Source organism: Sphaerisporangium sp. NPDC049002 (assembly GCF_040649355.1).
In the GTDB taxonomy this organism is placed as follows: Bacteria; Actinomycetota; Actinomycetes; order Streptosporangiales; family Streptosporangiaceae; genus Sphaerisporangium.
This window is the reverse complement of the sequence record NZ_JBEZFH010000068.1, coordinates 1-25,902: the sequence shown is the minus strand read 5'-3', so window position 1 is coordinate 25,902 and position 25,902 is coordinate 1. Positions and strand designations below refer to the sequence as shown.

The 25,902-nt window shown below is 70.7% G+C and carries 21 protein-coding genes; 5 read left to right on the top strand and 16 right to left on the bottom strand.

Translation table 11 applies throughout. From position 1 onward, the window contains the following. Positions 1 to 33 precede the first annotated feature (33 nt). Complete coding sequence (locus tag AB0B89_RS16240) at positions 34 to 567, bottom strand: hypothetical protein (RefSeq protein WP_358552991.1); 534 nt, start codon at positions 565 to 567, stop codon at positions 34 to 36. 323 nt (positions 568 to 890) lie between these two features. Here AB0B89_RS16240 and AB0B89_RS16235 point away from each other — a divergent pair, with 323 nt between their 5' ends. Beyond that, on the top strand, positions 891 to 2,276 hold the full coding sequence (locus AB0B89_RS16235; RefSeq protein WP_358552989.1) for a xylan 1,4-beta-xylosidase: 1,386 nt from the start codon (positions 891 to 893) through the stop codon (positions 2,274 to 2,276). Between the two features lie 65 nt (positions 2,277 to 2,341). On the opposite strand, the gene AB0B89_RS16230 is transcribed toward AB0B89_RS16235, so the two are convergent. The 9 genes from AB0B89_RS16230 to AB0B89_RS16190 form a co-directional block, all read right to left on the bottom strand. After that, positions 2,342 to 4,798 carry a hypothetical protein gene (locus AB0B89_RS16230; RefSeq protein ID WP_358552987.1) on the bottom strand — a complete coding sequence of 819 codons (2,457 nt, stop codon included), beginning with the start codon at positions 4,796 to 4,798 and terminating at the stop codon, positions 2,342 to 2,344. Further along, positions 4,795 to 6,183 carry a hypothetical protein gene (locus AB0B89_RS16225; RefSeq protein WP_358552985.1) on the bottom strand — a complete coding sequence of 463 codons (1,389 nt, stop codon included), beginning with the start codon at positions 6,181 to 6,183 and terminating at the stop codon, positions 4,795 to 4,797. Before AB0B89_RS16225 ends, AB0B89_RS16230 begins: the two co-directional genes overlap by 4 nt. Positions 6,184 to 6,232: 49 nt before the next feature. Next, positions 6,233 to 7,033, bottom strand: coding sequence for a polysaccharide deacetylase family protein (locus tag AB0B89_RS16220; protein WP_358552983.1), 801 nt, complete (start codon positions 7,031 to 7,033; stop codon positions 6,233 to 6,235). A 4-nt stretch (positions 7,034 to 7,037) separates the two neighbouring features. Continuing rightward, positions 7,038 to 8,024 (bottom strand): glycosyltransferase family 2 protein, encoded by a 987-nt coding sequence (locus AB0B89_RS16215; RefSeq protein ID WP_358552981.1) that lies wholly within the window; start codon positions 8,022 to 8,024, stop codon positions 7,038 to 7,040. A 5-nt stretch (positions 8,025 to 8,029) separates the two neighbouring features. Further along, a complete protein-coding gene (locus tag AB0B89_RS16210) occupies positions 8,030 to 8,797 on the bottom strand; it encodes a glycosyltransferase family 2 protein (RefSeq protein ID WP_358552979.1) in 768 nt (255 codons plus the stop codon). Between the two features lie 193 nt (positions 8,798 to 8,990). Beyond that, positions 8,991 to 10,109 carry a GNAT family N-acetyltransferase gene (locus tag AB0B89_RS16205; RefSeq protein ID WP_358552977.1) on the bottom strand — a complete coding sequence of 373 codons (1,119 nt, stop codon included), beginning with the start codon at positions 10,107 to 10,109 and terminating at the stop codon, positions 8,991 to 8,993. A gap of 627 nt (positions 10,110 to 10,736) precedes the next feature. Next, complete coding sequence (locus AB0B89_RS16200) at positions 10,737 to 12,371, bottom strand: sigma-70 family RNA polymerase sigma factor (RefSeq protein WP_358552975.1); 1,635 nt, start codon at positions 12,369 to 12,371, stop codon at positions 10,737 to 10,739. 479 nt (positions 12,372 to 12,850) lie between these two features. Beyond that, the gene (locus AB0B89_RS16195; RefSeq protein ID WP_358552973.1) at positions 12,851 to 14,653 is read right to left on the bottom strand and encodes a substrate-binding and VWA domain-containing protein; all 1,803 of its coding nucleotides are present in this window, start codon (positions 14,651 to 14,653) and stop codon (positions 12,851 to 12,853) included. A 552-nt stretch (positions 14,654 to 15,205) separates the two neighbouring features. After that, positions 15,206 to 15,847, bottom strand: coding sequence for a hypothetical protein (locus tag AB0B89_RS16190; protein WP_358552971.1), 642 nt, complete (start codon positions 15,845 to 15,847; stop codon positions 15,206 to 15,208). 126 nt (positions 15,848 to 15,973) lie between these two features. On the opposite strand from AB0B89_RS16190, the gene AB0B89_RS16185 reads away from it, so the two are divergent. Then, entirely contained in the window at positions 15,974 to 16,744 is a 771-nt protein-coding gene (locus tag AB0B89_RS16185) for a DUF4184 family protein (RefSeq protein WP_358552969.1), read from the top strand. After that, the gene (locus AB0B89_RS16180; protein ID WP_358552967.1) at positions 16,737 to 17,549 is read left to right on the top strand and encodes an RNA methyltransferase; all 813 of its coding nucleotides are present in this window, start codon (positions 16,737 to 16,739) and stop codon (positions 17,547 to 17,549) included. The genes AB0B89_RS16185 and AB0B89_RS16180 overlap by 8 nt, the downstream gene beginning before the upstream one ends. Before the next feature lie 9 nt (positions 17,550 to 17,558). Here the strand turns inward: AB0B89_RS16180 and AB0B89_RS16175 are convergent, their stop codons facing one another. From AB0B89_RS16175 to AB0B89_RS16165, 3 genes are all read right to left on the bottom strand, one after another. Further along, the gene (locus AB0B89_RS16175; RefSeq protein ID WP_358552965.1) at positions 17,559 to 17,753 is read right to left on the bottom strand and encodes a hypothetical protein; all 195 of its coding nucleotides are present in this window, start codon (positions 17,751 to 17,753) and stop codon (positions 17,559 to 17,561) included. A 44-nt stretch (positions 17,754 to 17,797) separates the two neighbouring features. Continuing rightward, positions 17,798 to 18,070 carry a GntR family transcriptional regulator gene (locus AB0B89_RS16170; protein WP_358553007.1) on the bottom strand — a complete coding sequence of 91 codons (273 nt, stop codon included), beginning with the start codon at positions 18,068 to 18,070 and terminating at the stop codon, positions 17,798 to 17,800. 82 nt (positions 18,071 to 18,152) lie between these two features. Then, positions 18,153 to 18,983 (bottom strand): serine hydrolase, encoded by an 831-nt coding sequence (locus AB0B89_RS16165; RefSeq protein WP_358552963.1) that lies wholly within the window; start codon positions 18,981 to 18,983, stop codon positions 18,153 to 18,155. A gap of 113 nt (positions 18,984 to 19,096) precedes the next feature. On the opposite strand from AB0B89_RS16165, the gene AB0B89_RS16160 reads away from it, so the two are divergent. Beyond that, on the top strand, positions 19,097 to 19,636 hold the full coding sequence (locus tag AB0B89_RS16160) for a hypothetical protein (protein WP_358552961.1): 540 nt from the start codon (positions 19,097 to 19,099) through the stop codon (positions 19,634 to 19,636). A gap of 84 nt (positions 19,637 to 19,720) precedes the next feature. Here AB0B89_RS16160 and AB0B89_RS16155 read toward each other — a convergent pair whose 3' ends face one another. The 3 genes from AB0B89_RS16155 to AB0B89_RS16145 all read right to left on the bottom strand — a co-directional run bounded on the left by AB0B89_RS16155 (position 19,721) and on the right by AB0B89_RS16145 (position 25,206). Continuing rightward, on the bottom strand, positions 19,721 to 23,086 hold the full coding sequence (locus AB0B89_RS16155) for a BTAD domain-containing putative transcriptional regulator (protein ID WP_358552959.1): 3,366 nt from the start codon (positions 23,084 to 23,086) through the stop codon (positions 19,721 to 19,723). A 114-nt stretch (positions 23,087 to 23,200) separates the two neighbouring features. Beyond that, a complete protein-coding gene (locus AB0B89_RS16150) occupies positions 23,201 to 24,265 on the bottom strand; it encodes a lysylphosphatidylglycerol synthase transmembrane domain-containing protein (protein ID WP_358552957.1) in 1,065 nt (354 codons plus the stop codon). Positions 24,266 to 24,378: 113 nt separating this feature from the next. After that, a complete protein-coding gene (locus AB0B89_RS16145) occupies positions 24,379 to 25,206 on the bottom strand; it encodes a PIG-L family deacetylase (RefSeq protein WP_358552955.1) in 828 nt (275 codons plus the stop codon). A gap of 148 nt (positions 25,207 to 25,354) precedes the next feature. Between AB0B89_RS16145 and AB0B89_RS16140 the strand changes: the two genes are divergently transcribed. Then, positions 25,355 to 25,858: a glycosyltransferase family 4 protein gene (locus AB0B89_RS16140; protein ID WP_358552953.1), complete on the top strand. Its 504-nt coding sequence runs from the start codon at positions 25,355 to 25,357 to the stop codon at positions 25,856 to 25,858. Positions 25,859 to 25,902 lie beyond the last annotated feature (44 nt).

The window sequence follows — 25,902 nt, the reverse complement described above, 5'->3', positions numbered from 1 at the left end:
CAGATCACGGTGCTGTTGTGATACCTGACAGTTTTATCGCTCTACTTTTTCCGCCGCGCATTCCTGGTCCATCTCCTCGCGGGGCCGGGGCACCTCCAGGGCCGTAACGTGCCCACCCACGATGCGGTGGACGTCGATAGGCCCCGGGTCCCCCTCGACGGTGCCCGGCACCTGAGAGTTCCCGAAGTGGCCGCCTCTGGCCCACAGCCGGCGGCTGCCTTGCGCCGCCACCGAATGGGGATAGGGGAGCGGAGGCCCGGCCGGCCAGCGGCGCGGGACCTCCCACGAATCGAGCCAGCTCAGGATGTCGTCCAGCCCGTCCAGCTTGGTCTCGGTGAAGGGCTCCTCCACCGATCCGAGCACGCGGATCTGGACACACACCCGGCCGTGCCTGTTGAGATCGCCCGGCAGGCCGTTCGCCGCCCTTGTAGGGGGGAGGGACTGCATGATCTGCCCGGTGACGGGATTCCACACCAGGTGGGCGGGACGTTTGGTCTGTACAAGCCGCTGGGCCACGGATCTGGCCGACACCCGATGGGGATCGGTCGGCCAAAGAAACCAGACCACCCGGGGAACTCCTCCGAGCATGGGGCCGGAGTCCTCGAGAGCGGGAATTCGACTGGCGACGGGCAGCCATGCCTGGGCCACTGTGCCCCCTCAAATCCTCGGTCGCCGGGCTTTATACCCCTTTCGCGAAGCGGTTGACACCTTGTGATCCTTGATTATTAGTTGAAGCCCCGTGCGAAGACTTGGGTTCGGAGACCGTTTTGGGGCAGTTTGCTGCCATATGGCGGCTGTGACCTGGGGGCGGGTGATGGCGAGCCATTGTTCCTTGGCCGACATCGGAATCATTCAAGAGTTCCGCAAGCCTCAACGGATACGGTGACTGAGTGTTGGAGAGCAACGGTCGGCACGCGCGGAGCCGTTACGTCCCCCGTGGGCCGGTCGCCGTCGGCGCCGGCCTGGTAGCGCTGGCCATGGTGGTCGGGCTCCTGGCCATCGCCGCCCACCGGGGCGGCGGCCGCTCCGACGGCGTGGCCGCCACGATCCTCGCCACGCCGGAGCCGCCTCCCACCCTGGAGCAGCCGCCCGTCGTGGACTCCTGGCCGCGCTGGGGCGTCACGCACACCCAGTACAGCGCCGACAACGAGGACCGGGACGTCCACACCCGCGTGAGCGACCTGTTCAGCCGGGTCCCCATGCTGCAGAACCAGCACATCATGGGCTGGGGGGCGGGCAACCCCGAGCCCGCGCCGGGCAAGTACGACTTCCGCGACCTCGACCGCCGGGTCGAGCTCATGGCCGCCACCAAGGCCCAGCCGGTGCTGACCCTCTGCTGCGCCCCCGACTGGATGAAGGGCGGCGCCGAGGGCCGCACCGACTGGGGCAAGATCGAGGGCGCCCCGCTGCGCGACCACTTCGACGACTTCGCCAAGCTCGCCGCCACGGTCGCCAAGCGCTACCCGACCGTGACGCACTTCATGGTCTGGAACGAGTTCAAAGGCTTCTGGGACGACGCGCACAACAACTGGGATGTCGAGGCCTACACCGACCTCTACAACCGCGTCTACGACGCGGTGAAGGCCGCCAACCCCAAGGCACAGGTCGGCGGCCCGTACATCCCGATCGACAGCCACGTCTCCTCCGCCAACGCCTCGACCATGAGGGGTCCCTGGGGGGCGGTCGACAGCCGGGCGCTCGACGGCGTCGACTACTGGCTCAAGAACAAGAGGGGCGCCGACTTCATCGTGGTCGACGCCTCCTCGGCCACCAACGACCGGGGCCTGGTCCCCGACGAGTTCACGGCCGTCAAGAAGTTCTCGGCGGTCACCACCTGGCTGCGGCAGAAGAGCGGCGACCTGCCGGTCTGGTGGGCCGAGTGGTACGTCGCGCCCGACAGCGCCGACTGGGACGAGCGGCACCGCACCGCGGTGCAGACCGCCGCCATGATGGAGTTCGCCAGGAGCGGCGCGGCCACCGCGCTCTACTGGAACCCCCAGCGCCGGGTCGGCGACGACTGTCCCGGCTGCATGTGGTCGCCCGGCGCGGGCGACGAGATGCCCATGGCCGGTCTGCTCAGCGGCTTCACCCGGTGGTTCCCCGCCGGCGCCCGGCTGGTCGACGTCCCGGTGTCCGACCCGCGGGTCCAGGCGCTCGCCGTGCCGAACCAGATGATCATGGTGAACACCACGGGCGAGCCGCTGTCCGTCGACGTCGACGGCAGGGCGTTCCAGCTCGGCCCGTACGACGTCAAGTGGAGCGACCGCGGGCAGTGAGGTCCCGCGCCCGTACGGCCATCGCCCGTACGGCCCGCGCCCGTACGGCCTGAGACCTCACGCCGTCAGCCTGAGGTCAGGGTCACGAACCGCTCCACGATGACCGCCATCGCGGCCAGGGCCATGACGACGCCGAGGATCACCAGCTTCCGCCTGCCCCGTGGAGCGCGCTCCGTGCCGCGCAGCCTCGACAGCTCCGCCGCGAAGAGGGTGGAGACGGCCAGGGCCAGGGCGACCAGCCCGAGGGGCGTCCACGGCGTGGAGCGGTCGCCCACCATCGTCACCGGCGCGGGCGGCGGGATCTCCGACCCCTTCGGGTACGAGGCCAGTGTGTAGATGGCGGCGTCGGTGTTGGAGAAGACCCGCTTGAGGCTCGGCGAGGCGTCGAGCGCCACGCGGAAGCGCTCACCCCACCCGGCGGGGAAGCCGTGGTTGAGCTCCAGGTACGCCGCCTGCCCTCGGCTGGTCATCACGAAGCTGTTGGGCGGCTTGGAGCGCAGCCCCGTGAGCACGCCGCTGAGGTCGGCGGGGTTCTCGTTGACGAGCGCCTGGTAGTACTCCACGCGGTCGATGTCGCGCTCGCGCCACGGGATCGTCGGGGTGACCTCCTCGCCGAGGACGGGCACCAGGTAGAACAGCCGGGCGCTCGGCCGGTCGTGGGCGTAGACGTAATGCATGGCCGCGGCCTCGCCGGTCGTGACCCGCTCGAACTTCTCGTTGCCGTAGCGCGCCACCAGGAACGCGACCGCCAGTGCCAGCGCCGTCACCGCCGCGAGGACCGCCGAGATCCGCCGCGTCGTCCCCGGGTCGAACCGCAGGGGCCGTGGACGGCGCCTGACGGGCACGGTCTCGCCCTCGCCCTCGCGCGCGTCGCTCGTATGCTCGGGGAGGTTCGGGAAGAAGGCGTACGCGCCCAGGACGCAGGCGGCGGGCAGGGCGAACATGTAGACGCGCAGCCCGATCTCGCCGCCGTAGCTCTGCAGGCCGAGCGCCAGCACGGGCACGCACAGCAGCACCGCGGCGGTGCGGTCGCCGACCCCGCGCCGCAGCCGGCGCAACAGGCCGATGGCGGCGAACAGCAGGATCACCCCGCAGATCGCGAGCCGCACCTTGAGCACGATGGCGTGCTGCGGGTCGGTGCCGATCAGGCGGTCGCCCGTGTTCTCCTGCAGGTTGGCGAAGATCTTGCCGATGCCGCCGAACAGCTCGTTGATCCGGCCGCTCCAGAACGGCGTCGCCTGGTAGTTGATCCAGGCGATCACGATCAGGCCGAGGAACACCGGAAGCCCGAGGGACAGGGTGCTGCGCCGCAGCAGGATCAGCCCGGTCAGGGCCCCCAGCATCATGAACGGCGTGATCTGGTGGGTCGCCGTGGTGGCCACGAACAGCCCCACGAGCAGCGTCAGCAGCACCACCCGGTCGGTCACGGTCGTGGGCCGCGCCGGCAGCTCACCGGGGGACAGCCGGTCGAGCCGGGCGAGCAGGCGCCGTACGAGCCCCTTCGCGGGCAGCGGCGCCGTCCTCGGCTCCGCGCGGCCGAACCAGCGCATCAGGATCGCGACGAAGACGAGATACAGCGCGTAGGTGAAGCCCTGCGGCGAGAAGTAGTCCTGCCCGATCCACTGGACCAGGACGAACAGCAGCGCGGCGAACCAGCGGGCCCGGGTGGTGGCCACGAGCTGGCGCAGGATCAGCACGAACGGCAGCAGGTAGAGCAGGTTCGAGATGAACGGCGTCCACTGCAGCACGGTCGAGGGGTCCTGGATCCCGGCGGCGCGCAGGACGAACCCGAACAGGGCGAAGAAGCCGGGCCAGGCGAAGCGGGCGTCGAGGCCCGGCAGCGCCTCGCCGGCACGGCCGATGTACTCGGCGAAGCCCGCGTGGACCCACGCGGTCGGGAAGCGCGGCTCCGCCTCGACGAGCGCCGCCGCCCCGTGCAGGGTGAACGTGATCGCCGCGAGCTGGAACAGCAGCAGGCCCTTGCGGTCGGTGTTCTGCGTCAGCGTCACGAAGAACGACACGATGATCAGGGCGATGGCGGCGAAGGCCGTCACCGGGAGGACCGAGACCAGCCCCAGTCCCTCGATCTTGTCGAGGTCGACGCCGCGCATGATGCCGTGCGGCACCCGCAGCGCCAGCACGTACATGACCAGTCCCTCGATGGTCAGCAGCGGCGGCAGCCACGAGGCCGCGCTCGTCGCCAGCCGGGTCACCCGGGACGGCCTCTCCGCGATCACCCGCTCGGGCTCCGGCGTGGCCGGGGGTGCGTCCCCGGCCTCGTCTTCGGGCTCGGCCGTCGCCGTGGGTGCGGGTTCGGGTACGGGCGTGGGCCCGGCGGGGCTGGGCGGCTCGTCGAGCTTCAGGGGCTTCTCGGGCGCGGGGGAGGGCTGCACCGCCGGGGCGATCGGCAGGGACACCGGGCGGGTCATCTCGGATGTGGCGTCGAGGTCCACTTCCATGTCGTCGTCGGCGAGCCTCGCCGCCGGCTCCTTTTCCACCTCGTTGCCCGTCCGTTGACTCACGTAGACCATGATGCGGCCTCGGGCGCCTCCCGCGCGCTGGACGACTGCGGCGTTTCCCCATGATTAAGAATCTTGCGGAGCCCATTGAAGATCAACAGGGCGATCAGGGCCTCGCTGAACAGCAGCCCGTAGCCGACCGAGGTGATGCCCGCCACCGGCAGCAGGACCAGCGAGGAGGACAGCACGAGGACCGCCAGGCCGATCTGGACGAGGGCGAGCTTGCGGGCCTGGCTGCGGGCGCGCAGCCCGCTGAGATAGATCTCGATGAGCACGCGGGGGAGCGCGGCGAGGGCCATCAGCCGGAGCAGCGGGGTGCCGTGCTCGGAGAAGCCAGGCCCGAAGACCGAGAGGATCAGCGGCGCGGCGAGGAACGTGACGGCCGACACCGGGCCGATGATCAGGTACGAGCGGCGTAGCGCCTGGCGGCAGTTGGCGGCCAGGCGCGACCGGTCGGTGGACCCCTCCACGGTGAGGGAGGTGGCCATGTTGATGGCCAGCAGCTCGATCATCGCGCCCAGGGTCTGGGCCATGGCGAAGTAGCCGAACAGTTCCCCGCTGACCCGCGAGGCGACGTACACCGGCAGGAAGTAGACGATGGCCAGGATGGAGAACGCGCCGGGATAATCCCCTGCGAGGAAGCGGCCGACCTCGCGGAACCTCGGCGGCCGCGACCCCTCGGGCGCCAGGCGGGCGTGACGGGGCACGAGGACGCCGAAGATGAACAGGTTGATCGGGATCAGCGCCAGAGCGGTGGGGATGATCCAGGAGACGTAGATGCCGTCGTCCGGCAGGGCCCCCGCCAGCGCGATTAGCAGCCCCATCTTGACCACGCCGAAGCACAGGCTGTTGACCGGCACCCACACGGCCTTGCGCATCCCGGCCAGCGCGACGTCCTGGAGGGTGAAGACCGACCAGATGGCCACCGAGGCGAGGAAGAACAGGCCGGGGCCGACGCCGGCGAGCGTGGCGTAGTTGTCGCCCCAGAACGGCAGCGTCAGCAGGAACCCGCCCGCCGCCACGACTGCCGTGAGGGTGGCGACGAGGTAGCCGCGGCCGATCAGCGCGCCCGTCCGCCTGCCCGCCACGGGGATGAACCTGGCGAGCGCGCCGGTCAGGCCGAGCGCTATGAGCCCGGCGAACAGCCGCATCGCGGTGATCAGCGCCTGGCTGCGCCCGAAGTCCTCGGGGGTGTAGAGCCGGGCGGCGAGCAGCCAGTAGCCCATGCCGAGGATCGCCGTGACGCCGGTGTTGGCCATCAGGGCGTATCCGTTGAGGAAGAGTGGGTTGCGCAGGTCGCGTAGGAGCCGTCGCCACAGAACGGCCAGCCTTCCGGCCCTGGGCGCGTCCGGCTGCTTCGGCCTGTCGTCGGCCACTGTGGTGTTCATGGTCGCGTCACCCCCCTCTTCGACGCGCGGCGTCTTCCCCGCGGTTACCTCACTCACGCCCGACCACGTGGCGCAGGCCGTACCGTGTGCGGCGCACCATCGCGTAACCCTTGGTCAGCGCGTGTTCCTTCAGGTAGATGAGCGGCACGCCGCGCCCCTCGACCGCCCGGCGGAAGCGGTCCATGGTCGTCGACCGGCCCACGGTGAGCCGGGGCAGCGCCATCACGTCGCCGGAGTCGGCCGCGAGCGTGTTGGCCACGGCGCAGGCCGCCCAGTAACCGGCCTTGCGCACCTCCCTGCGCACACGGGCGCTGGAGTAGCCGTACGGGTAGGCCATCGTGGCGACCGGGCGCCCGACCTTGTCCTCCAGCAGGGCCTTGTTGCGCCGGAGCTCCTGGCGCAGCGCCGCGTCGGACAGCTGGTCGAGCTGCGGATGGCTGTGGCTGTGCCCGGCGATCTCGATGCCGCAGGACACGGCCTCACGCGCCTGGCTCCAGCACAGCATGCGGTCGAGTGGTCTTCCCGCGGCGTCGCCGCCCGCGTCGCTCACCCACCCGCTGGTCAGGAACACCGTCGCGGGAAAGCCCAGTTGCTCAAGGACCGGCAGGGCCTCGCTGTGGAAGTCGGCGTACCCGTCGTCGAAGGTCACGACCACCGGTCGCTCGGGCGCCGGGGCGCCGCCCGTGCCGTACAGGGAGGCGACCAGGTCTCCGAGGGTCAGGGGGGTGAACCCGCGGTCCTTGAGGTAGGTCATCTGGGACTCGAACACCGAGGGACGTACCGCCAGTGGCCGGGTCGCGCTGTTCGGGCGGTCGGTCACGGAGTGGTACATCAGGATCGGCACGCGCATGTGCTCACCGTTCGTGGTCGATGGATCGTGCCGCGCGGTTTCCCCGCGCGCGCAGCCGGGCGGAGCCCACGGCGTACCCCCACGTCGTCCAGGCCAGGCCGGTGACGATCGCCCCCGCCCTGGCCAGGCCGGTGAGATCGCCCCGCAGGGCGTCTCCCACGCCGCGAAGGGCGCCCATGGGCAGCGTCTTCATGGCGTGGGCGCGCTCGCTCGACAGCCCGTCGCCCGCGCCGACCTCCCGCGCGACCAGCGCCTTGGAGAGCCCTTCCGCGTAGCACCGGGAACGGAAGTAACGGAACGTGGCCCGCGACGCGGGCACTCGGTGGCCGATGACCGCCCGGGGCTCGAACATCATGATCGAGCCCGGCCTGCGCTGGGAGAGCCGGATGCAGAACTCGGTCTCCTCGCAGCCCAGCGGGCGGCTCTTGCGACCCTGGACACTGCGGCCGATGCCGGAGTGGAACCCCCCGACCTCGGCCACCACCTCCCTGCGGAAGGCGGCGTTCCCTCCCATCACGTTGCGGATCGGCTTCCTCTCGGCCGGCAGGCCGCGGTAGGTGCACCCGATGGTCCAGTCGAACTCCTCGGGGAACCATCGCGGCCGGTCACCGTTGTCCCAAAGTGGCCTGGTCAACCCGCCAACCCCCACGACGGTCGGGGCGCCACCCGGCTCAACGGACATGGCCTGCTCGAACGCGGCCAGCCACTCGGCGTCCGCGACGGCGTCATCGTCCAGGAAGGCCACGACGTCGCCGGAGGCGGTCGCCACCCCGGTGTTCTTGCCACCGGACAGACCCCGCTCGTGGGAGTTCTCCACGACGATCGCGTCGGCGTACTCCCGCTTGAGCCTGAGGTGCAGGTCAGGGTTGTAGTCGACGACGAGGATCAGTTCGTACGGCTGACGCCTCTGGCTGCGCACCGATTGCACGGCGGCCCTGATGTCGTCCCACCGGTCTTCGGTGTAGACGCAGATGACGACGGAGATGTTCATCCCGGCTATGCCGCGCCCTGGTCGGCGGCCGGTTGGGCCGTCGGAGCCGGGACGGCCACGGTCAGGGGACGGCGCCACTCACGCATGATCGTCTTGAGCACGCGCCAGCCGTCGCGCACGACGCGGAGGTTGCTCTCGCCGTGGATGCGGCACCTCTCGTGGCTCGGCACCTCGTGCACGCGCAGCCCGGCCCTGGCCGCGCGGATGTTCAGCACCGTCTCCACCTCGAAGCCCTCGCAGTCGAGGTCGAGGACGTCGAGGTGACGCGCCCAGAAGGCGTTGTAGCCGTAGCACAGGTCGGTGTACCGGGTGCCGTAGATGCGGTTGACCAGCCCGCGCAGCACGCTGTTGCCGAGTCGGCGGCTGATCGTGAGGTCGTCGCTGCCGCCACCGCTGGCGTACCGCGAGCCCTTGACGAAGTCGGCCCCGGTGACGAGCGCGCCGACGAAGTGGATGATCTCCCTGCCGTCGGTCGAGCCGTCGGCGTCGATCATCACGATGATGTCGCCGGTGCACTCGGCGAACCCGGTGCGGAGGGCGTCTCCCTTGCCCTTGCCGCGTTGCTGGATCACGCGGAGGTTCGGGCGCAGGCGGCGGGCCACCGCCACGGTGTCGTCCGTGGAGTTGCCGTCGACGAGGACGATCTCGTGGATCCAGTGGGGCAGTGTGGCGAAGACGTGCGGAAGGTTCTCCGCCTCGTTCATGGCCGGTACGACCACGCTGACGGTCGGCGAAATGGCCAGGTGCGGGGTGAGAGGGGTGAAACGGTCCACTGCCGGTAGTGGCCTCAGGCTGTGAAGCTGAGGTTTCCCGCTGTGCTTGGTGATCTCGGGACTCATTTGAGGGATGTCCTTCCGGGCGGTCTGACATCGGCGGCGACTGCCAATAGGACCGGCGCGACTGGACGGAGAGGGGTTTCTCCGCCCCGGTCAGATCAATAGAGGGTGGGCTCGCTTCCGGGGACCTTCAGCTCGCCCCCGAGGGTTCCTTATGTATGGACTGGGGCTGTACGGAGGTGCGGACCCGCCCGAACCCCTTCAGCAGGCGGTCGGCCAGCCGGTAGAGAGAAGGACGGTCGACCACTATGTTGCGTGCCTTGTTCACAGGCGTCCGGCCCATCCAGTGGACGGCGGCCGTCGCCGACGGACGGGAGACCCGGCCCTCGGTGACGTGGATGACGCCGTTCTTCAGCCAGCCCTTGTACTCCCGGCCGCCCTTGCCCATGTCGACCTGGCCCAGACCGTGAAGCGCGGCCTGCTCCGCCATGTGCAGGTGGTGCATTATGCCGGGGGAGTACCGGGCGAACTCGGGGTCGTAGGCGGGGAACCACCCGACCAGCGTGTGGTGCGTACGCAGGCCGAAGTGCCCCGCCACAGGGGTGTCCCCGGCGTAGAGCATCGTCAGCACGCCGCCGAACGACGGCGAGTCGGCGCCGTGCATCTCTTCGATGAGCTCGACGATCCACGGCTGGGCGAACCTGTCGACCCGCCCGGTGCGGCGGTACTGGTCGGACTTCCAGCTCGTGAGGGTGCGCATCGTCTCGGGGTCGGCCGCACACCACTCAAGCTGGATCTCGCCGTGCTCGCGCGCGAGCTTGCGCTCCTTGTAGCGAACCGTCTTGTAGTTCTTGGGAGAGTTGACGCGCACGTACTCGATATAGGAGTCGAACCCGCCGGTGAGGTCCATCAGCGGCACCGGGCGCACCGCCGACTCGTACGGCCCCCAGGTGGGCTGGTCCGCGACCATGTGATCGAAGTCGAAGACCGAGAGTCCGCACGCCCGCAGGAGCTCGCGGGCGCAGATGTCGAGGCCGGCGACCGAGATGAGCCCGTGGCAGGTGGTCAGCCAGCTGCCGAGGGGCTTGCCGATGCCGAAGGCGTGCCGCTCGAACGGGAGGAAGCCGACCACCTTGCCGCCGTCCTCGATGACGGCGACGCGCACGTACGAACGGAGCCGGCTCAGAGCCAGAGCGAACTCGACCGAGAGAAAGGGGTTGTCCAGTGACGGAGCCGCGTGCTGTAGTTCACGCCAGCGGGTGAGCTCCGGCTCTCCGAGCTCCCCAGGCCGAACGACCGTGACTTTCACCTTGACCCGGCCCCCTGTTCGGTGTGCGCACTGCCGTTCCCCCGGTACAAAGACCGAAGAACCCACATGAATCCACCGAGCACCGCGACGGTGGCCACTCCCGCGCGAGGGGACCAAGCGTCAAACATAAGCATGGCCTCGGCTAACAGAACGTTTATAACGAGACTCGCGGCGGCGCCCACCGTTAGAGCCGCGAGAGGGTCACGATCACGCAACAGTCCCACGACCGATGCTCCTGGCACCACCAAAAGGAACAGAGGCGTAAGAATCAGGCGTGCCGGCGTCTGGATATCGGCGAGCGCGATCACCGCTCCCGCGGCGCACGCGACCGTCAGCACCCATGTGAGCACTGTTCTGTTCGTACGCATCTCTCCTGGCTCCGCTGGTCAAGGCCGACTAAAGGCATGGTTGATCGCTGCTCTCATAGGATCAACCACGCCATGCGATCGTCAATGCCGACGCCCCAACCCGGTCAATGGTTTACCTGGACAAGGGTAAGAACCGTTGTCTAGTCAATCACGTCACCCACGCCGACGACTGATACCCCCGAGACCGATGGGACTGATGGGATCGGGGGTCTTCAAAAGGTACCCCTGGTTTGCTCCAAATGTGCGGTCGCGCATGAATTCAGGCGGGGCCCCTACTCGATTCCTCGCTCGGTGTGCCGGACGCCGACGGGTCCGGAGTAGGCGACTGATCGGGGGGCGGATCGGAGGCGGGAGGCGGATCCTGACCGTCCCATGACAGCCGGCATGAGGCCTCTCCTGACACCGAACGCAAGGTCACGGTGCCCTCCCCGGCCTCCCCGGGCTGGGAGACCACGACAGACAGCCTCTCCTTCACGCCGGACTTGAGCACGCCCTGGCCGGGCGTCACCGCCAGCCCGCCCGTCGCGCTGGCCGTCCAGGAGAGGGTCGCGTTACGCGCGGACACAAGGATCACACCATCTCCCTCCTCGCCGAGCGCTCCCGGGCACGAGACGACGAGCTTGGCCGCGGGCGTCGGAGTCGGCCGGGGGGTCCGCGAGGGGGGACGCGGCCTGCCGGTGGGCGCGGCGGGCGCGGAGGCGGCGCTCCGGGTCGGTGACCTCCTGGCGGGGGTGGCGGAGGCGGACGGTGGCGGCGGCTCGGACGTGAAGGAGGCGTCCGTGGGCTCGGGGCCATAGCTGATCTGGAGCTCGCCGGGTGTCTGGCTCGGGAAGCGCAGAGTCTGCGTCAGCCCGCCCGGACTCGGGGATCCCTGCCCGGTCGCGACGACCATCGCGCCGGTCGCCACGAGCACGCACGCGACGGTGGCGAAGACGGGCGTCCGCCGGGACGTCCGGCGGGCGTGCGCGACCGCGGTCCCGTACCGGGGGGTCTCCGTCTCGGGGGGCGTGCGGCGGTCCTCACGGGATTCGCGGCTCCTGGACCGGCGCTCGGCGCCCACCGGAGGGAAGCCGTTCTTGTCGAACCGGTCGGCCACCGCCATGATCGCCGTCCGTCCCGCGTCGCGCTCCGACTTGGCGCAGGACTCGGCGACCCGGCGGCGCAGCGACAGAGGAGGGAAGGCCACGGGGATGACGTCGAGCAGGCGCTCGGCCGACACCCGGCGGCGCCGCCCCTCGGTGCATTCCTTGCATCCGATGATGTGCCTGGTCAGGCGCCGTCTCAGCTGCTGAGGGAGCGGGCCCTCGATGGAGTCGAGCAGGGCCGACAGGTCGGGGCAGTGTGCGCGGCCGGTCCTGGCGAGGATCAACGCCGCGGCGGCGTTCTCCAGGTGGTCGCGGGCCCGGGTGAGGCGGACCCCTGTCTGCCGGGAGGTCAGGCCGAGCACGGCGCCGATCTCCGAGACGGTGAGCTCGTGCCGCAGCGCCAGGAGGAGGACGTCCCGGTCCTTGTGGCCCATCTCGGCCAGGCCCTCGCGCACGATCGCCGCGAGCTCCGGATCCTCTTCGTCCCCTTCCAGGAACAGCTCCGGCGTGGTGCCGTTCGCGGGGGTCCGCCCGCGCCGGGTGGCGCACTGGAAACGCGTCAGCGCGTACAGCCAGGCACGCGTGCGTGCCGGTTCTCGCAGTGCTCCGGCCCGTCCATGGGCGGTGACGAGCGCGTCGTGCACGGAGTCGGCGGCGGCGTCGGTGTCATGGAGCAGTGAATAGGCGTAGTCGTTGAGTCGGTCGGCATAGGCGTCGTAGAGGCCGTCCGCCGCGCGGCCGTCCGCTCGGCGCAGGGCCTCCAACAATCGCTGGTCGTCGGCACGGCCGACGCTCGGCCATCCGGGCACGAATCTTCCTCCCCGCAGGACGGGTACCTGGCATTTGGTCGCGCTCGCTCGCGAGAATTTCCCCTGCCCGCTCCAGGCCCCACACGCGTAGGACGTCCGTTCCCCTCGCCCGGTTCACCCGGGATTGCTTGATAATCATCGGATATGAGCTGGGAAAATAGGGTCGCATGGGACTTCTGAAACAGGTGTTTCCTAGAGAAATATCTGAGGTGATGATCGGTGACGCGGGCAGGCGTCCACGGTGACACATCGCGATGGAACGCCGCGATGGAACACCGTGATCCAATGACGGATTCGGCGGCTGATTCGGTGATAAATCCGGCGGCCACAACGGGCGGATCCGGTGGCGGATTCACCGGCGGATCCGGTGGCGGAATCGCCGGCGGATTCGCGGGCCGGGGAATCCGGGGGGTGAAGAAAAAGCGCCCGACCCCGGGCCCGTGAGGGGCAGGGATCGGGCGCTCGCGCGCGGGGCGCGTCTACTGCTGGGAGGTGCTGCCATTGCAGTTCGGGGCGCAGAGGCGGCGGGAGATCCCCTCCAGGAAGACCTTGCGTATCTCCAGGGCGTTGTTCGGGAAGAAGGCCTGGCCCTGCGTGGCCTTGGCGATCGCCTGCATCTGCCGGCGACCGGCCACGTCGTTGGCGCCGAGGGCGACGATGATGACGCTGATCGGCTGGGTCTCGTCGAACTCCGTGCGGAGCTTCTTGAGGATCGCGGCGTTGGAGATGCCGCCTTCGGGATCGTCGTTGCCCACGCCGTCGGTGAAGACCAGGATCGTATTGATCTTGTCGGCCTCGTACTCGGCCTTCATCTTGTCGTAGGCGGCGGCGAGCGTGTCGTTCAGGCCGGTGTCCCCGGTGGCCTTCGCCTTGATCTGGGCGAGGGACTGGCCGATGACGTCCCGGCGGGTCACGCCGTTGATCTTGGCGCCGATGGGTCCGACGGGCACGGCCTCGCGGTAGTCGACGCCCTTGCCGTTCAGGTTGGTGGAGAAGACCCAGGTGCCGATCTCGGTCTTGTCCGGGAAGAGCTTCAGGCCCTCGATCGCGGTCTGCGCGATCAGCTTCATGCGGTCGACGGGGGCGCCGACGGCCGGTAGCGCCATGGTGCCGGAGATGTCCAGCAGGGCGAGGAGCCGGCCGCCCAGCTTGAGGCGGGACCACGCCTGCGAGAGCTTGGTGACCGAGGCCGCTTCCGGGATCTTGATGGCGGGCGGTGCCACCGGGTTGAGCCCGTTCGCCTGGCTGATGGCGCTTCCGCCCTTGCCGTCCGGCGTGCGGAAGCCGTACTGGCGGATGGTCTTCTTGGCCTCGGCGCCGGAGAGCGCGGTGGCGAAGCTCTTGGCCGCGTCGCGGGTGGCCTGGTCCTTGGCGGTCACCACGATCGGGTAGTCGAGGCTGATCGTGCCCTCGGCCGGGTAGAGCGCGACGATCTCGCCCGGCTTGGACTTGGCGTTGAACGCCCAGATGCCCTGCTCGGAGGCGATGCCGATCGGGACGCGGGACGACTGCTTCGCCATGGTGGCGAACATGTTCGCCGGGCTGTTCACGGCGTTCTCCGAGAGCTGCCGCAGGACGCCCACGAGCTGGTCCTCGCCGGCGCCCGACGCCTGGAGGACGCCGGACCCGGCGAGCAGGGCGCTCAGGCCGGCGGCGTTGAGGGTCGGGTCGAGCGGGAGGACGCGGATCTTGCTCGCCAGGCCGTCCGGGTTGGCGGCGTTGGCGGCGGACATCAGGCCGCTCCAGCTCGGCTCGCCGAAGGCGCTCCGCAGCTTCTCGACGGCCGGCTTCGGAACCGCCAGCACCACGGGCGAGCGGGCCACCGAGCCCACGGGCGCCGTGATCCCCGACCCCTTGGGCGTGGAGCGCAGCTTGGCGACCCACAGGCTGGAGTCCGGGATCCAGATGTCGCCGTCGAACTTGCCGGCGCTCGCGCCCGACCCGGCGATGGCGTTGGTGACGCCGGCCGGGTCGCTCTCCTTGACCGCGACCGCGAAGCACTTGCCGTTCACGGGGGCGGTGTTCTTGGAGAAGCCGGCCGCGATCTTGCTGATGGCCGGCTCGATGTCGGGGGAGACCACGACCTGGAGCGCGACCTTGTCGCCGCAGGTCCTGTCGCGGCTCATGATCACGTATGCCGCGACGCCCAGCAGGACGGCGAGCGCCACGGCGCCCGCCAGCGGCACCAGCACCTTGCCCCGGCCCGCGCGACGGCGGGCCGACGGCTCGTGGTAAGGGTTGTAGCCGCCCTCAAGCTCGTCTGTGCGGTGGCGTCCGCCCACGGTGTCCTCTTAAAGTGTCGATCTTTTCCCGAACGTGGCGCGCTCTGGAGTGACCATATAGGGAGATCCCTGGCTAATGCCTACGGAACCATAGCGTCAAGCCGGATGGGGGTAAAACCGATCATTTGGTGCAGTGATTACGGTACGTGCGGGTAACTTCTGATTACGTGGCCCGCTCGCGATGCATCTTGACACTTGTTTGACGCGATGTATCGTGACTAAATACTTCGCGACATTTCGGTGTTTCTGTGTTCGTGATTCGGCGCTTCGGCCGGGAATCGAGGGGGCCGTACGCGGTCGGCAGGGGGTGGCGGCGGGGGTGGACGTGGGCGGCGCGGGTGTCCTGAGCGGGAGGCGTCCGGACCTGTTGCTCATCGAGTTGCACGGGCGCGGATGCCCCGAGGAGATCAGGCGGGCGCTCAGGGAGTCGGACTGCGTACGCGAGGTCGTCATCGCCGGGCGCGTGTGCCGCGTGCTGGCGGACCCCGGCACCGCGCCCCGCGTGGCGGGCGCGCTGCGGGCTCAGGGTCTGCAACTCGCCGTGGTGATCCTTCAGTGGTGGCGGCAGGAGTGGCCGCGCCAGGCGCTGCGGCCCTCGCGGACGGCCACGGCCGCCAGCAGGAGCGCGACCGCAGGATCGAGCCACCACCAGCCGAGCGAGGTGGCGGTCAGCCCCGCCAGCACGCCCCCGGCGAGCAGGGCGCACAACAGGTTCTGGGTGCCCTCGCCGGTCGTGGCCACCGAGCCGAGGCGGGCGCCGAGCCTGCGCTTGGCGACCCCGAGCAGGGGCATGCTCACCAGGCTGATCGTGGTGACGACGACCCCCAGCACCGTGGGCGCCGATCGCTGACCCGACCCGAGGTCGTAGGCGACGTGGAGCACCAAATAGGGCGCGAGCAGCCAGAAGCTGACCGCCACGGCCTTCTGCGCCCGGTGCTCCGCCGTGGCGGAGTGGAGCCGGCGGCCGGTGAAGCGCCAGATGACGATCAGGCTGGCCAGCGCCTCCACGAGCGACGACCAGCCCCAGCCGATCAGGGCCACCGAATGCGCCGACAGGCCCGCCACCAGGCCGAGCGAACTCTCGGCCCCGAGCCACACCAGCGTCGCGAGAGACAGGCTCCTGGCCAGGCGCGCGTCACGCACCCAGGTCGCCGACGGGGCCGCCGGGCGCGTGTACGTACCCTGATCTGGCACGATGGCCCCCTGATCGATCGAACCTGGCCCTGACAGCGGTGAGTAGCCTACCCGTTACAGATTGCGTCACGTCCTCGTCCGCGTAAAGCTGTGGACGGGCACGCGGGCCCGTATCAAGGAGTGCCCTTGCCGTTCACCCCGAGCCACGTCGCGGCGGTGATCCCGCTCATTTCCTCGGCCCGGGTGCGGAGGGTGCTCGACCCCTGGGCGCTCGGTGTGGGCGCGATGGTGCCCGACCTGCCGACGTTCCTGCCCTACCTCGACGCCTACACCCGGTGGCACTCGCCCGTCGGAGTGGTCACCGACGACGTGGTGGCGGTGTTCGTGCTGCTGGCGCTGCTGCAGTTCGTGTTCCGCGACCCGCTGACCGCGCTGCTGCCACAGCCGCTCGCCGCCCGGATCGCCTCCCTGCCCGGACCCGGCTGGCGCAGGTTCCCCGCCATCGCGCTCGGCGCCGCCGTGGGCGCTGCCACCCACGTCTTCTGGGACTCCTTCACCCACGAGTGGGGCGCGCGGTTCTGGGGGTGGGCGTGGCTGACGGCCCCGGTGGCGGGATTCGTGAACGGCTACCGGCTCATGCAGTACGGCTCGTCGGCGGCGGGCCTGGCCCTGGTCGGCTGGTGGCTGCTCCGCGCGCTGCGCCCCTCCGCGGGCAGGCCGCCGGCCCGGCTCGCACTCCCGGGCCCGGTGCGCTGGGGCGTCCTGGCCTGTACGGGCGCGGGCGCGTGCTGCGCCGCCGCGGCCTGGAGCTTCGTCGACCCGCCCAACCCCGTTTTCGGCTGGGCCGGGATCATCACCAAGACCGGGGTCGGCCTGATCGTGGGGTTCTGCGCGGTGCTGACCGTGTACGCGCTGCTCTGGCAGCTCAGACGGGTCATACGCTTGTCTCGTGCCTGAGCTCATCCCCCTTTCCGACGCCACCGACCCCCGGCTGGCCGACTACGTGCGGCTTCGCGACGTCGAGCTGCGCAAGAGCCTGGAGGCCGAACGCGGCCTGTTCGTCGCGGAGGGCGAGAAGGTCATCCGGCGGGCCATCGCGACCGGATACCCCGTCAGGTCGGTGCTGACGACGCGCCGCTGGCTCCCCGGCCTCGCGGACGTGCTGGGCGGCGCGCGCGTCTACCTGGTCTCCGACGAGGTGATGGAGGGCATCGCCGGCTTCGCCGTCCACCGGGGCGCCCTGGCGTCCATGGCGCGGCTGGAGCTTCCCTCGGTGAGGACCCTGCTGGAGCGGGGGGCGCCCCGCCGGATCCTCGTCCTGGAAGACCTGGTGGACCACGGCAACGTCGGGGCGATCTTCAGGTGCGCGGCGGCCCTGGGCGTCGAGGCCGTGATCCTCTCGCCCCGGTGCGCCGACCCGTTGTACCGGAGATCGGTCAAGGTCTCGATGGGCGCAGTGTTCGCCGTGCCGTACGCGCGCATGGCCAACTGGTACGACGGGCTGGCCGAGCTGCGGGCCCTCGGGTTCCAGAGCCTGGCCCTGACGCCCGACCAGTCGGCGGTTCCCATCGAGAAGGTCTCCATGAGGGAGCGGGTGGCGCTCATGCTCGGGTCCGAGGGCGACGGGCTGTCCTCGCGGTGGCTCCACGAGGCCGATCACGCCGTGTGCATCGCCATGAGCCCGGCGGCCATGGGCCTCGGCGTCGACTCCCTCAACGTGGTCGCCGCGGCGGCGATCGCCTGCCACAGCCTCATGCGCTGACCCGGCTGGTTACTTTTTCCGGTATTCGGTGGCGTAGTAGAGGCCCGCGCCGAAAATATTCAGGAAAAGGAGTATCGCCATCCAGGTGTACCGCGCCTGCGGGTGCAAGGTTGGATTTGCCGCCATATCGCGCACCATCCATACCCAGAAGGCGAGGAGCGGCGTGATCGCTATGAGGGGGATCAGCGGCATCAGCTGACTCATCGCGCACCCCATTTCATGACCGATGCTCTCATCGTGGCAAAACGCTAACATCGTCGAGGGCGGTCATGCCATGGCAACTGTTGACCTGCTGACGCGTCCATGACACTCACCGTAGGCCGTGTCAAGGAGGTCGCGGACGGACCGGCCGGGGTCGTCCAGTCCGGTGACGGCCGCGGACCGTCACGGACCTGTGGAGTACGCAGCGCCTCGCGCAGCGGTGCCCTGCTGGTGCCGAACCGCTGGGTGAGCTGCTCCTCGATCAGGCGCTCCCCGGGTGCGAGGGCGCCGCTGAGAATCTCGTGGCGGATGCGCCGCATCGAGAGCTCGACGAGGCTTGGGGGTTCCAGCACGCCGTCCGGTTCCACCCGTCCACCTCCTCTCGCCGTTGGGACAACTCCCTCAGACGGCGGTGGCCGCGGCGGTCGCGTCGAGCAGCCTGCGGGCTGTGCGGTAGCGGGCGGCGTCACCGGTGTCGCCGAGGAGCACGCCGACCATGGTGTGCCCGCCGATCACCGACGCGAACATCAGGCAGTAGCCGGCCGCCTTGGTGTAGCCCGTCTTCAGACCCTGTGCCTCGCTGGGCAGCAGCCTGTTGGTGTTGCGCCAGATGTGGGCGCGGTGTACGGCCGTCTTGCTCACCGCGTGCCTCTCGGTCCGGACGATCGTCGCGATGATCGGGTCCTTCAGCACCGCCTGGGCCAGAGTGACCTGGTCCTTCGCGGTCGAGTGGTCGCCGCCGGTCTGGGGGAGCCCGTCGGGGTTGGTGTACAGCGTGTCGCGCAGGCCGAGGGACCGTGCCGCCTGGTTCATCCTGGCGACGAAACGCTTCACGCCCGGCCCGTACCGCCGTGCCAGGGCGTTGGAGGCGTCGGCCCCCGACGGCAGCAGCACGCCGTAGAGCAGTTCCCGCACGGTGAGCCGTTCCCCGGCCTTGAGGCCCGCGTGGGTGCCGTCGTTCGCCGCCGCGTGCCGTACGTCGGCCCTGGTGATCGTGACGACGTCGTCCAGCGACGCCACGCGGCGCACGACGTACGCCGTCATGATCTTCGTCAGGCTGGCCACGGGCACGCGGCGCGTCTCGCGCTTGGCGAACTGGACCGTTCCCGTCGTGGCGTCGACCAGGTAGAACTCCTTCGCGGTGACCCGTGGAGCGGTCCGGGCGAGCGCCGGGTCGCCCAGGCCGAGGATCGCCAGAACCGCCGCCAGAAGAGAGATCGTCACCATACGCATCCGGTTATGATCCCATGTCGGCCATTGTGGACATGAAGAATGACTGCAACCAGACAGCAAGTAGGGAGCAACCGCCCCGTCGTACATCTGAGGGTGAACGAAAGGGGAGGGCCATGGGAGCGCGAAAGGGCCTGAAGCCGGTAGGCGATCTGGTACCGATCATGGCAGGCGGTACGGCCACCGTGTTCAAGCTGCTGGTCGCCACGCTCGCCGTCTGCGGCGCCTATTTCGGAGTCTCCCAAGGAACCACCGGCCCGGAGCACGCCGCGGAAAGCGGCACGCACGTCAGGACCGTGGTCCTCTCGGCGCAGTCGCTGCCGATCGAGGCCAGGCGCGTCCCCGAAGCGGGCATGGTGACGGTGGGAGCCGGTGACGCCGGCGCGTCCTGTGAGCGGACCTACCACGCGCAGAGCGTGATCGACCCCGGTCCCTCGGGAGACCCCGTGGACTACGACTGGCGCCTGCTCCGCTGGAGCTCCCGCGCGCACGCCTGGAAGACCTACCTCTACTCGGAGACCGCCGGCTTCATGGGCGCGCAGCGCACCGTCGAATGGCATCCCCGCGTCGTGAACAACCCCGGCTGGTACCGCGTCGAGCTCACGGTGTCGGGCAAGGGCGTCATCGTCAGCGAGAAGTTCCAGATCAGCTGCTGAGGCGCGGGCTCCCGAACCGGCCGCCGAAGCCGCAGGTCAGCCGCTCAAGCGAGACCTTCCGGATCAGCTGACCGGCGGCGCGGATCACACACTGTCGAGGGCCCGCCGCGCCGCCGTGACCCACCGGGGGATGCCCACCCGCTCGGCCACCGCCAGCGCCTTCTCGTAGTGCCTGCGTCCCTCCTCGGGCTGCCCCAGGTGCATGGCGAGGTCGCCGAGCGTCTGCGCCACCGGCCACAGGGCCACCACGCCGGTTCCCGCTCCCGCGATGCGGTCGGAGAACGGCCCGAGCGTGGAGAAGGCGTCCTGCATCCGGTCGCGGTCACCGAGGAGCATGCCCGCCAGCGCCCGCCACGTCATGGCCAGCTCGTAGAGGAAGTCCGGGCGGACGGGCGTCCTGGTGGCCGCGATCGCGCGCGCGTCCTTGATATGGCCGGCGGAGGCGAGCGCGACGGCGTAGGCGTCGAGGGTCCACTTGGCGCCGCGCCGGTGCGCCTCCTCCAGCGACTCGACCATGTCGGCGGCCTTGCCGTCGACCAGGCGCAGGCAGAACGTGGTGATCAGCGGGAGGTCCTGGCGTCCTTCGAGCATCCCCGCCCGCGCGGTGAGCCGCGCCGCGTTCCGGTACGTGCGCTCGGCCCCGGCGTAGTCGCCCGTGATCATCATGCGCATGCCGGCGTACCAGGCGCCCACCGCCGACGGCGCCGGCAGGTCGTACCGCCTGGCGAGCCGCTCGGCCGCGCGGATCTGGGCGTCGGCCTCGGCGAAGTCGCCGCGCGCCGCCGCGCACTCCATGAGCACCAGGTGGGCCAGCGCCTGCACGGCGATCTGCCCGGAGGCGGCCCCGACCTCCAGCAGCTCGCGGCCGATGGCCTCGCGCTCGTCGACGACCGTGATGACGTACGACTGGCGCAGCCGCCCGCTCAGCGCGACCGCGAGCAGGGCGGGGTCGCCGCTCTGCCGCGCCAGCTCCTCGGCCTCCAGCGACGCTTCGTACCCACGGCCGGTGGCGGAGCCCTCCAGCTCCAGGGCCAGGGTCGCGAGCAGGCTGGCGCGCAGCGACTGCTCGCCCGGCGGCAGCTCGATCAGCGCCCGCTCGGTGACGTCGACGATCTCCCACGCCGTGCGGGTGAGGTCGCGGGCGATGCCCTTGTAAGGCACGGCCACCGACGCGGCGATGCGCGCGGTCATCTCCAGGTCGCCCAGCGGCAGCGCGGCGTCCATCGCCTCGCGGCGGCGGGCACGGGCGGCCGCCATGTCGCCGCAGAGCGCGAGCGCCTTGATCAGCCGGAGCTGCAGCAGCAGCCGCTCCTTGGGCGGCCCTCCGAGGGGGTGGGCCCGGTCGAAGGCGGTGATGGCGCGCTCCCACAGCGTCGCCGCCTCCCGGTGGGCGAACCGCCGCTCCGCCTGCTCGGCGGCCAGGCCCGCGTAGTGGACGGCCTTCGCGGCGGTCTCCACCGTGCCCGCGGAGTCGTAGTGGTGGGCGAGCGCCGCGACGTCGGACGCCGACCGGCTCTCGATGACCGACGCGACCGCGGCGTGCAGGCGCGACCTGCGCAGCCGCGAGGCGTCGGAGTACAGCGTGTCGCGGACCAGGTCGTGGTCGAAGCGGAGCATCCCCGGCCCCGGCTCGGTGACCAGACCCGCGAGCAGCCCGGCCTCCACGGCGTCGACCACGGCGTCCTCGTCGCCCGAGACGTCCACCAGCACGTCGATGTCGACGTCGCGGCCGATCACCGCCGCCTGCAGAAGGATCTGCTGGGCGGTCACGGGAAGCCGGGTGATCCGGCGGCGCAGCACGTCGCGCACGCCCGACGGCACCTCCGAGATGACCTCCGCGGCGGTGGCACGGTCGCCGGTGGCCTCGGAGTCGAGCAGCCGCACCGTCTCGCGGACGAAGAACGGGTTGCCGCCCGTGCGCTCGATGATCCTGCTGACCGCGTCCTCGTCGACCTCGCGGACGCAGGTGGCCCGTACGAGCTCCGCCACCGCGTCCTCGTCGAGCCCCTCAAGCCCGACCCGCACGGGGCCGAGCCGGGCGAGCGCCGCGAGCACGTCGGACTGCTGGTCGTTGAGCTCGCCGTCACGGCAGGTCACGACCAGGAGCACCCGGCTCGTCGCCAGCAGGCTGGGCAGGGCGCGGAGCAGGGCGAGGGTCTGGTCGTCGGCCCAGTGAAGATCCTCAAGCGTGAGCAGGACGGGAGCCTCGCGGGCGATGCCCGCGATGTAGCCGCCGACCGCGCGGTGCAGGCGGAAGCCGCCCGACGCCTGGTCGTCCTCGTCGGCGGGGGCGGCGTCGTCCAGCAACGGCGCCAGCAGCGAGCCGTACTCACCCGCCCCCCGGACGGCGACGAGCATGCGCAGGACCTCCACCCAGGCCCAGCCGGGCGGGGTGGCGCTGCTGTCGGGACAGCCGCCGGACGCGGTGATCCAGCCCTGCCGGGAAAGCTCCAGCCCGAGCTGCCGTACCAGGGTGGTCTTGCCCGCGCCCGGGTCGCCGCCGACCACGGCCGCGGTGAAGCGCCCGGCGAGGGCGTGCGGCGCGGCGCCGGTCAGCCGGGCCAGCTCGGCGTCGCGGCCGACGAACGGCTCCGGCGACAGCGGGGGCAGGTCGGCGGCCGGGCTCTCGGGACGCGGCGGCCAGGTGCCGGCGACCTCGAAGCGGGGGCGCTGGGGGAGCGTGAGCTCAAGGGCCGGGTCCTGGGAGAGGATGTCCGACTCCATCTTGCGCAGTGCGGGGCCCGGGTCGATGCCGAGCTCGTCGGCCAGCGTCATGCGGGCCCGGCGCAGGGCGGCGAGGGCGTCGCCCTGCCTGCCGCAGCGGTAGAGGCCGAGGGCCAGCAGCCGCCAGCCCTCCTCCCGCAGGGGGTTCTCGCCTGTCAGGGCCTCAAGGTCGGGCACGGTCTCGGCGTGCAGGCCGAAGCGCAGCCCCGCGTCGGCGTGCCGCTCGCGGGCCACCAGCCGCAGCTCGGCGAGCCGGCTGACCTCGGCCTCGGCCCACTGCTGCTCGGCGAAGTCGGAGTACGGGGTGCCGCGCCAGAGCCCGAGCGCCGTCTCAAGGCCGGTGCGCGCGGGCTCGGGGTCGTCGTTGTCGAGGTACTTGCCCGCGGCCCTGACCATGGCCTCGAAGCGCAGGGCGTCGACCTGCTCGGGCGCGGTGCGCAGGGCGTACCCGGAGGCGACGGTGACGAGCAGCCGGTTGGGACCGCCGCGCGGCCTGCCGGGTTCGAGCACACGGCGCAGGCGGGAGATGTAGACCTGGAGCCCCGACTGGGCGCCCTTGGCGCCCTCGTCGGTCCACAGGTCGAACAGCAGCGTGTCGACGGGCACGACCTGTCCACGCGCGACGAGTAATCGCGCGAGCACGGCCCGTTGCCGTAGGCCGCCGAGGTCGACCTCGCCGTCGTCGCCGTACGCCTCGACCGGTCCAAGAACGCGGAACGTCACCATGTCAGCCGCCACGCTATGCGGGCCCGTCGAGCACGCACAAGGTATTCGCCAAGGCCCGCCTTCCTTACGTGGGTGTCACGAGGCTACAGGTACCGGAGGGCCCGCGTTGACGCCTCAGGCGCGGGAGGCGGGCTCCGGCGAGCGGTGGTCGTTCGAGGCGCCGCGCCGCCGCAGCAGGGACCAGGCGCCGAGGGCGAGACCGCCCCACGGGATCTCGATGGTGTAGGTCCAGAAGCCGAACAGGATGGCGGCGGCGGTCGCGGCGCCCGGGGGCTGGCCGAAGGCGATCAGCAGCGAGGCGGTGCCGCCCTCCATGATCCCCGCGCCACTCGGGGTGATCAGCGCGCTGGTGAGCACGCGGCTGATGGCGAACACCGCGACGGTCTCGGCGGGGCCGGGATAGGACCCGGTGGCGACCAGGCAGCACGCCATGATCAGGCACTGGAGGGTCAGGAAGGCCACCATGCCGAAGGACAGGCCGCGCCAGCGCTTGCGCACGATCTCGGTGATCTCGGCGCGCACCCGGTGGATCGCCTCCGAGGCGTAGTGCTCGGCCGGGCGGATCCTGCGGGGCAGCACGCCGAGCAGCCCGTCGAGGACGCGGCCGAGCAGGCCGGCGGCCCGTTCCCAGTAGAGCGCGGCGGCCACCACGGCGACCAGGACGAGGATGGAGACCGCGCCGCCCCACGCCGCGCTGGTGACCCTGGAGTCGGGGATGCGCCCGGCGAGGAGCAGCGCGATGATGCCGACCGCGGGCAGGATGAACCGGAACAAGGTGTTCCAGATGCCGGTCACCAGCGTGTACACCACGACGGAGCGGGCGGCGAACCCCCAGCCCTTGGTCATCGCGAAGGTCACCGCCACACCGGCCGCGCCGCCGAAGGGCAGCAGGTTGCTGACCGCGCTCCCGGCGGCGTTCAGTGTCAGCGCCTGCACGTGGGTGAGCCCGGGCAGGGCCGAGGTCATCACGTACATGTAGGCCCACAGGCTCGCGAACCACAGGGCGCTCATCAAAAGGATCATCGTCCAGCTCAGCGAGCGGAAGTGCGCGCCGATCTGGCTCCAGCTGACCTCGGCCCCGGTGAGCGTGTGCACGATCTGCGGCAGGTACACCACGAGCAGGACGGCCAGGACCAGGGAGGCCACGGAAAGGCCGGCCTGAACCCACTTGTTCCTCATCGCGATGCCCCCTATCACTGTCCGCGCGCATGTTCTCCGCGCGCCGGATCGGCCCCGATCAGTCTGCCCGGAGGCCGACGGGCGGATCTCATCCTCCAGGAGGAGATCATCCCCTACCCGGTCTGCTCGGGAAGGTCGTCGAAGGGATGCGACCGGCGGGTGCCCGGGGGCAGGTCACGGCGGACGTACCACTCGGTGCCGAAGATCAGGCGGTACAGCGGCCCGGGGATCCTGAGCATGACCGCGAGCGTGCGGTCGGTGTCGCCGCCCGTCGCCTGGGAGGCGTGGGCGGCCATGCTGGCGCGCTTGACCTTGGCGAACCTGCGGACGTTGACGCGGTGGGTGATGTCCTCGCCGGGGGAGTAGGCCCGCTCGAAGGACCGCACGTCGAACTCCGGGGGGAACCGGTAGAAGCGCTGGGCCAGTCGCAGGCCCTTCAGCAGGGGGTCGCGGTTGACCGTGGCCTCCAGCAGGATGGGCGTGCCCGCGATGTCCGCCGCGCGCTGCCCCACCCGGTAGACCTGCACGTGGTCCGGATGGCCGTACCCCCCGGCCGGGTCGTAGATCGTCAGCAGGTCGGCGCTCTCCTCCTTGAGCACCGCCGCGAGCCGCTGGGCGGCCTCCTCGATGTCGGCGTCGATGAAGGCGTTCTCGGCGCGCTCGTCGCCGACGCCGCCCTCGCCCTCCCCGAGCCCCGAGTCGCCGTAGCCGAGCAGGACCACGCGGGCGACGCCGAGGGCGGCGGCCGACTCGTACAGCTCGGCGGTGCGCGCCTCGGCGAGCTCGTCGCCGTGGGGCAGGTCGGCGAGGCCGCGCTCGCCGGCGGTCGCCACGACGAGGACGACCCGATGGCCCTCGGACGCCAGCATCGCCATGGTCCCGGCGGTCAGCAGCGCTTCGTCATCAGGATGGGCGTGGAAGAAGACCGCGGTACGTGCCACGCGGCCATGATTCCACGTACGGAATGCCCGAGCCCCAGGCGCCTCCCCGGGAGGGGTTCGAGAAGCCTTCCTGAACCGTTCAAGAACCCGTGGCGCGGGTGAGGTGGTCCCGTTTGATGCGGGTCGCGGGCTCTGCCAGGCTGGCGGGGTGCGGATCCTTCACGTCAGCGACTGTTACCTGCCACGGCTCGGGGGCATCGAGGTGCAGGTGGCCGATCTGGTGCGGTCGCAGTCCGAGGCGGGTCACGAGGTCGAGGTGGCCACAGCGACCCCTGGTGAGCGCATCCCCGGGGTCCACCGCGTCGTCGCCCGCATGCCCTTCGACCTGCCGATCCACCCTCGGGGAGGCCGGCACCTGCTGCGGCTGATGACCTCTCGGCGCCCTGACGTCGTGCACGTCCACACCGGGGCGGTGTCGCCGTTCGCCTGGATGGGGGTGCGCGCCGCCGTCCGCGCGGGCCTGCCGGTCGTGGTCACCGTGCACAGCATGTGGGATCCGCTGACGCGCGCGCTCTACCGCGTCCTCGACCTGCTGTTCGGGTGGAGCCGGTGGGGCATGGTGGGCACCGCCGTCAGCCACGCCGCCGCCCGGCACATCCGTGTCCGTCACGTTGAAGACGCCCGTCTCCACCGGGCCCGCGGCGGCGAGTAGGCAGGCCTGCGCCAGGTTGTCCACAGAGGTCAGGCTGATCCGCT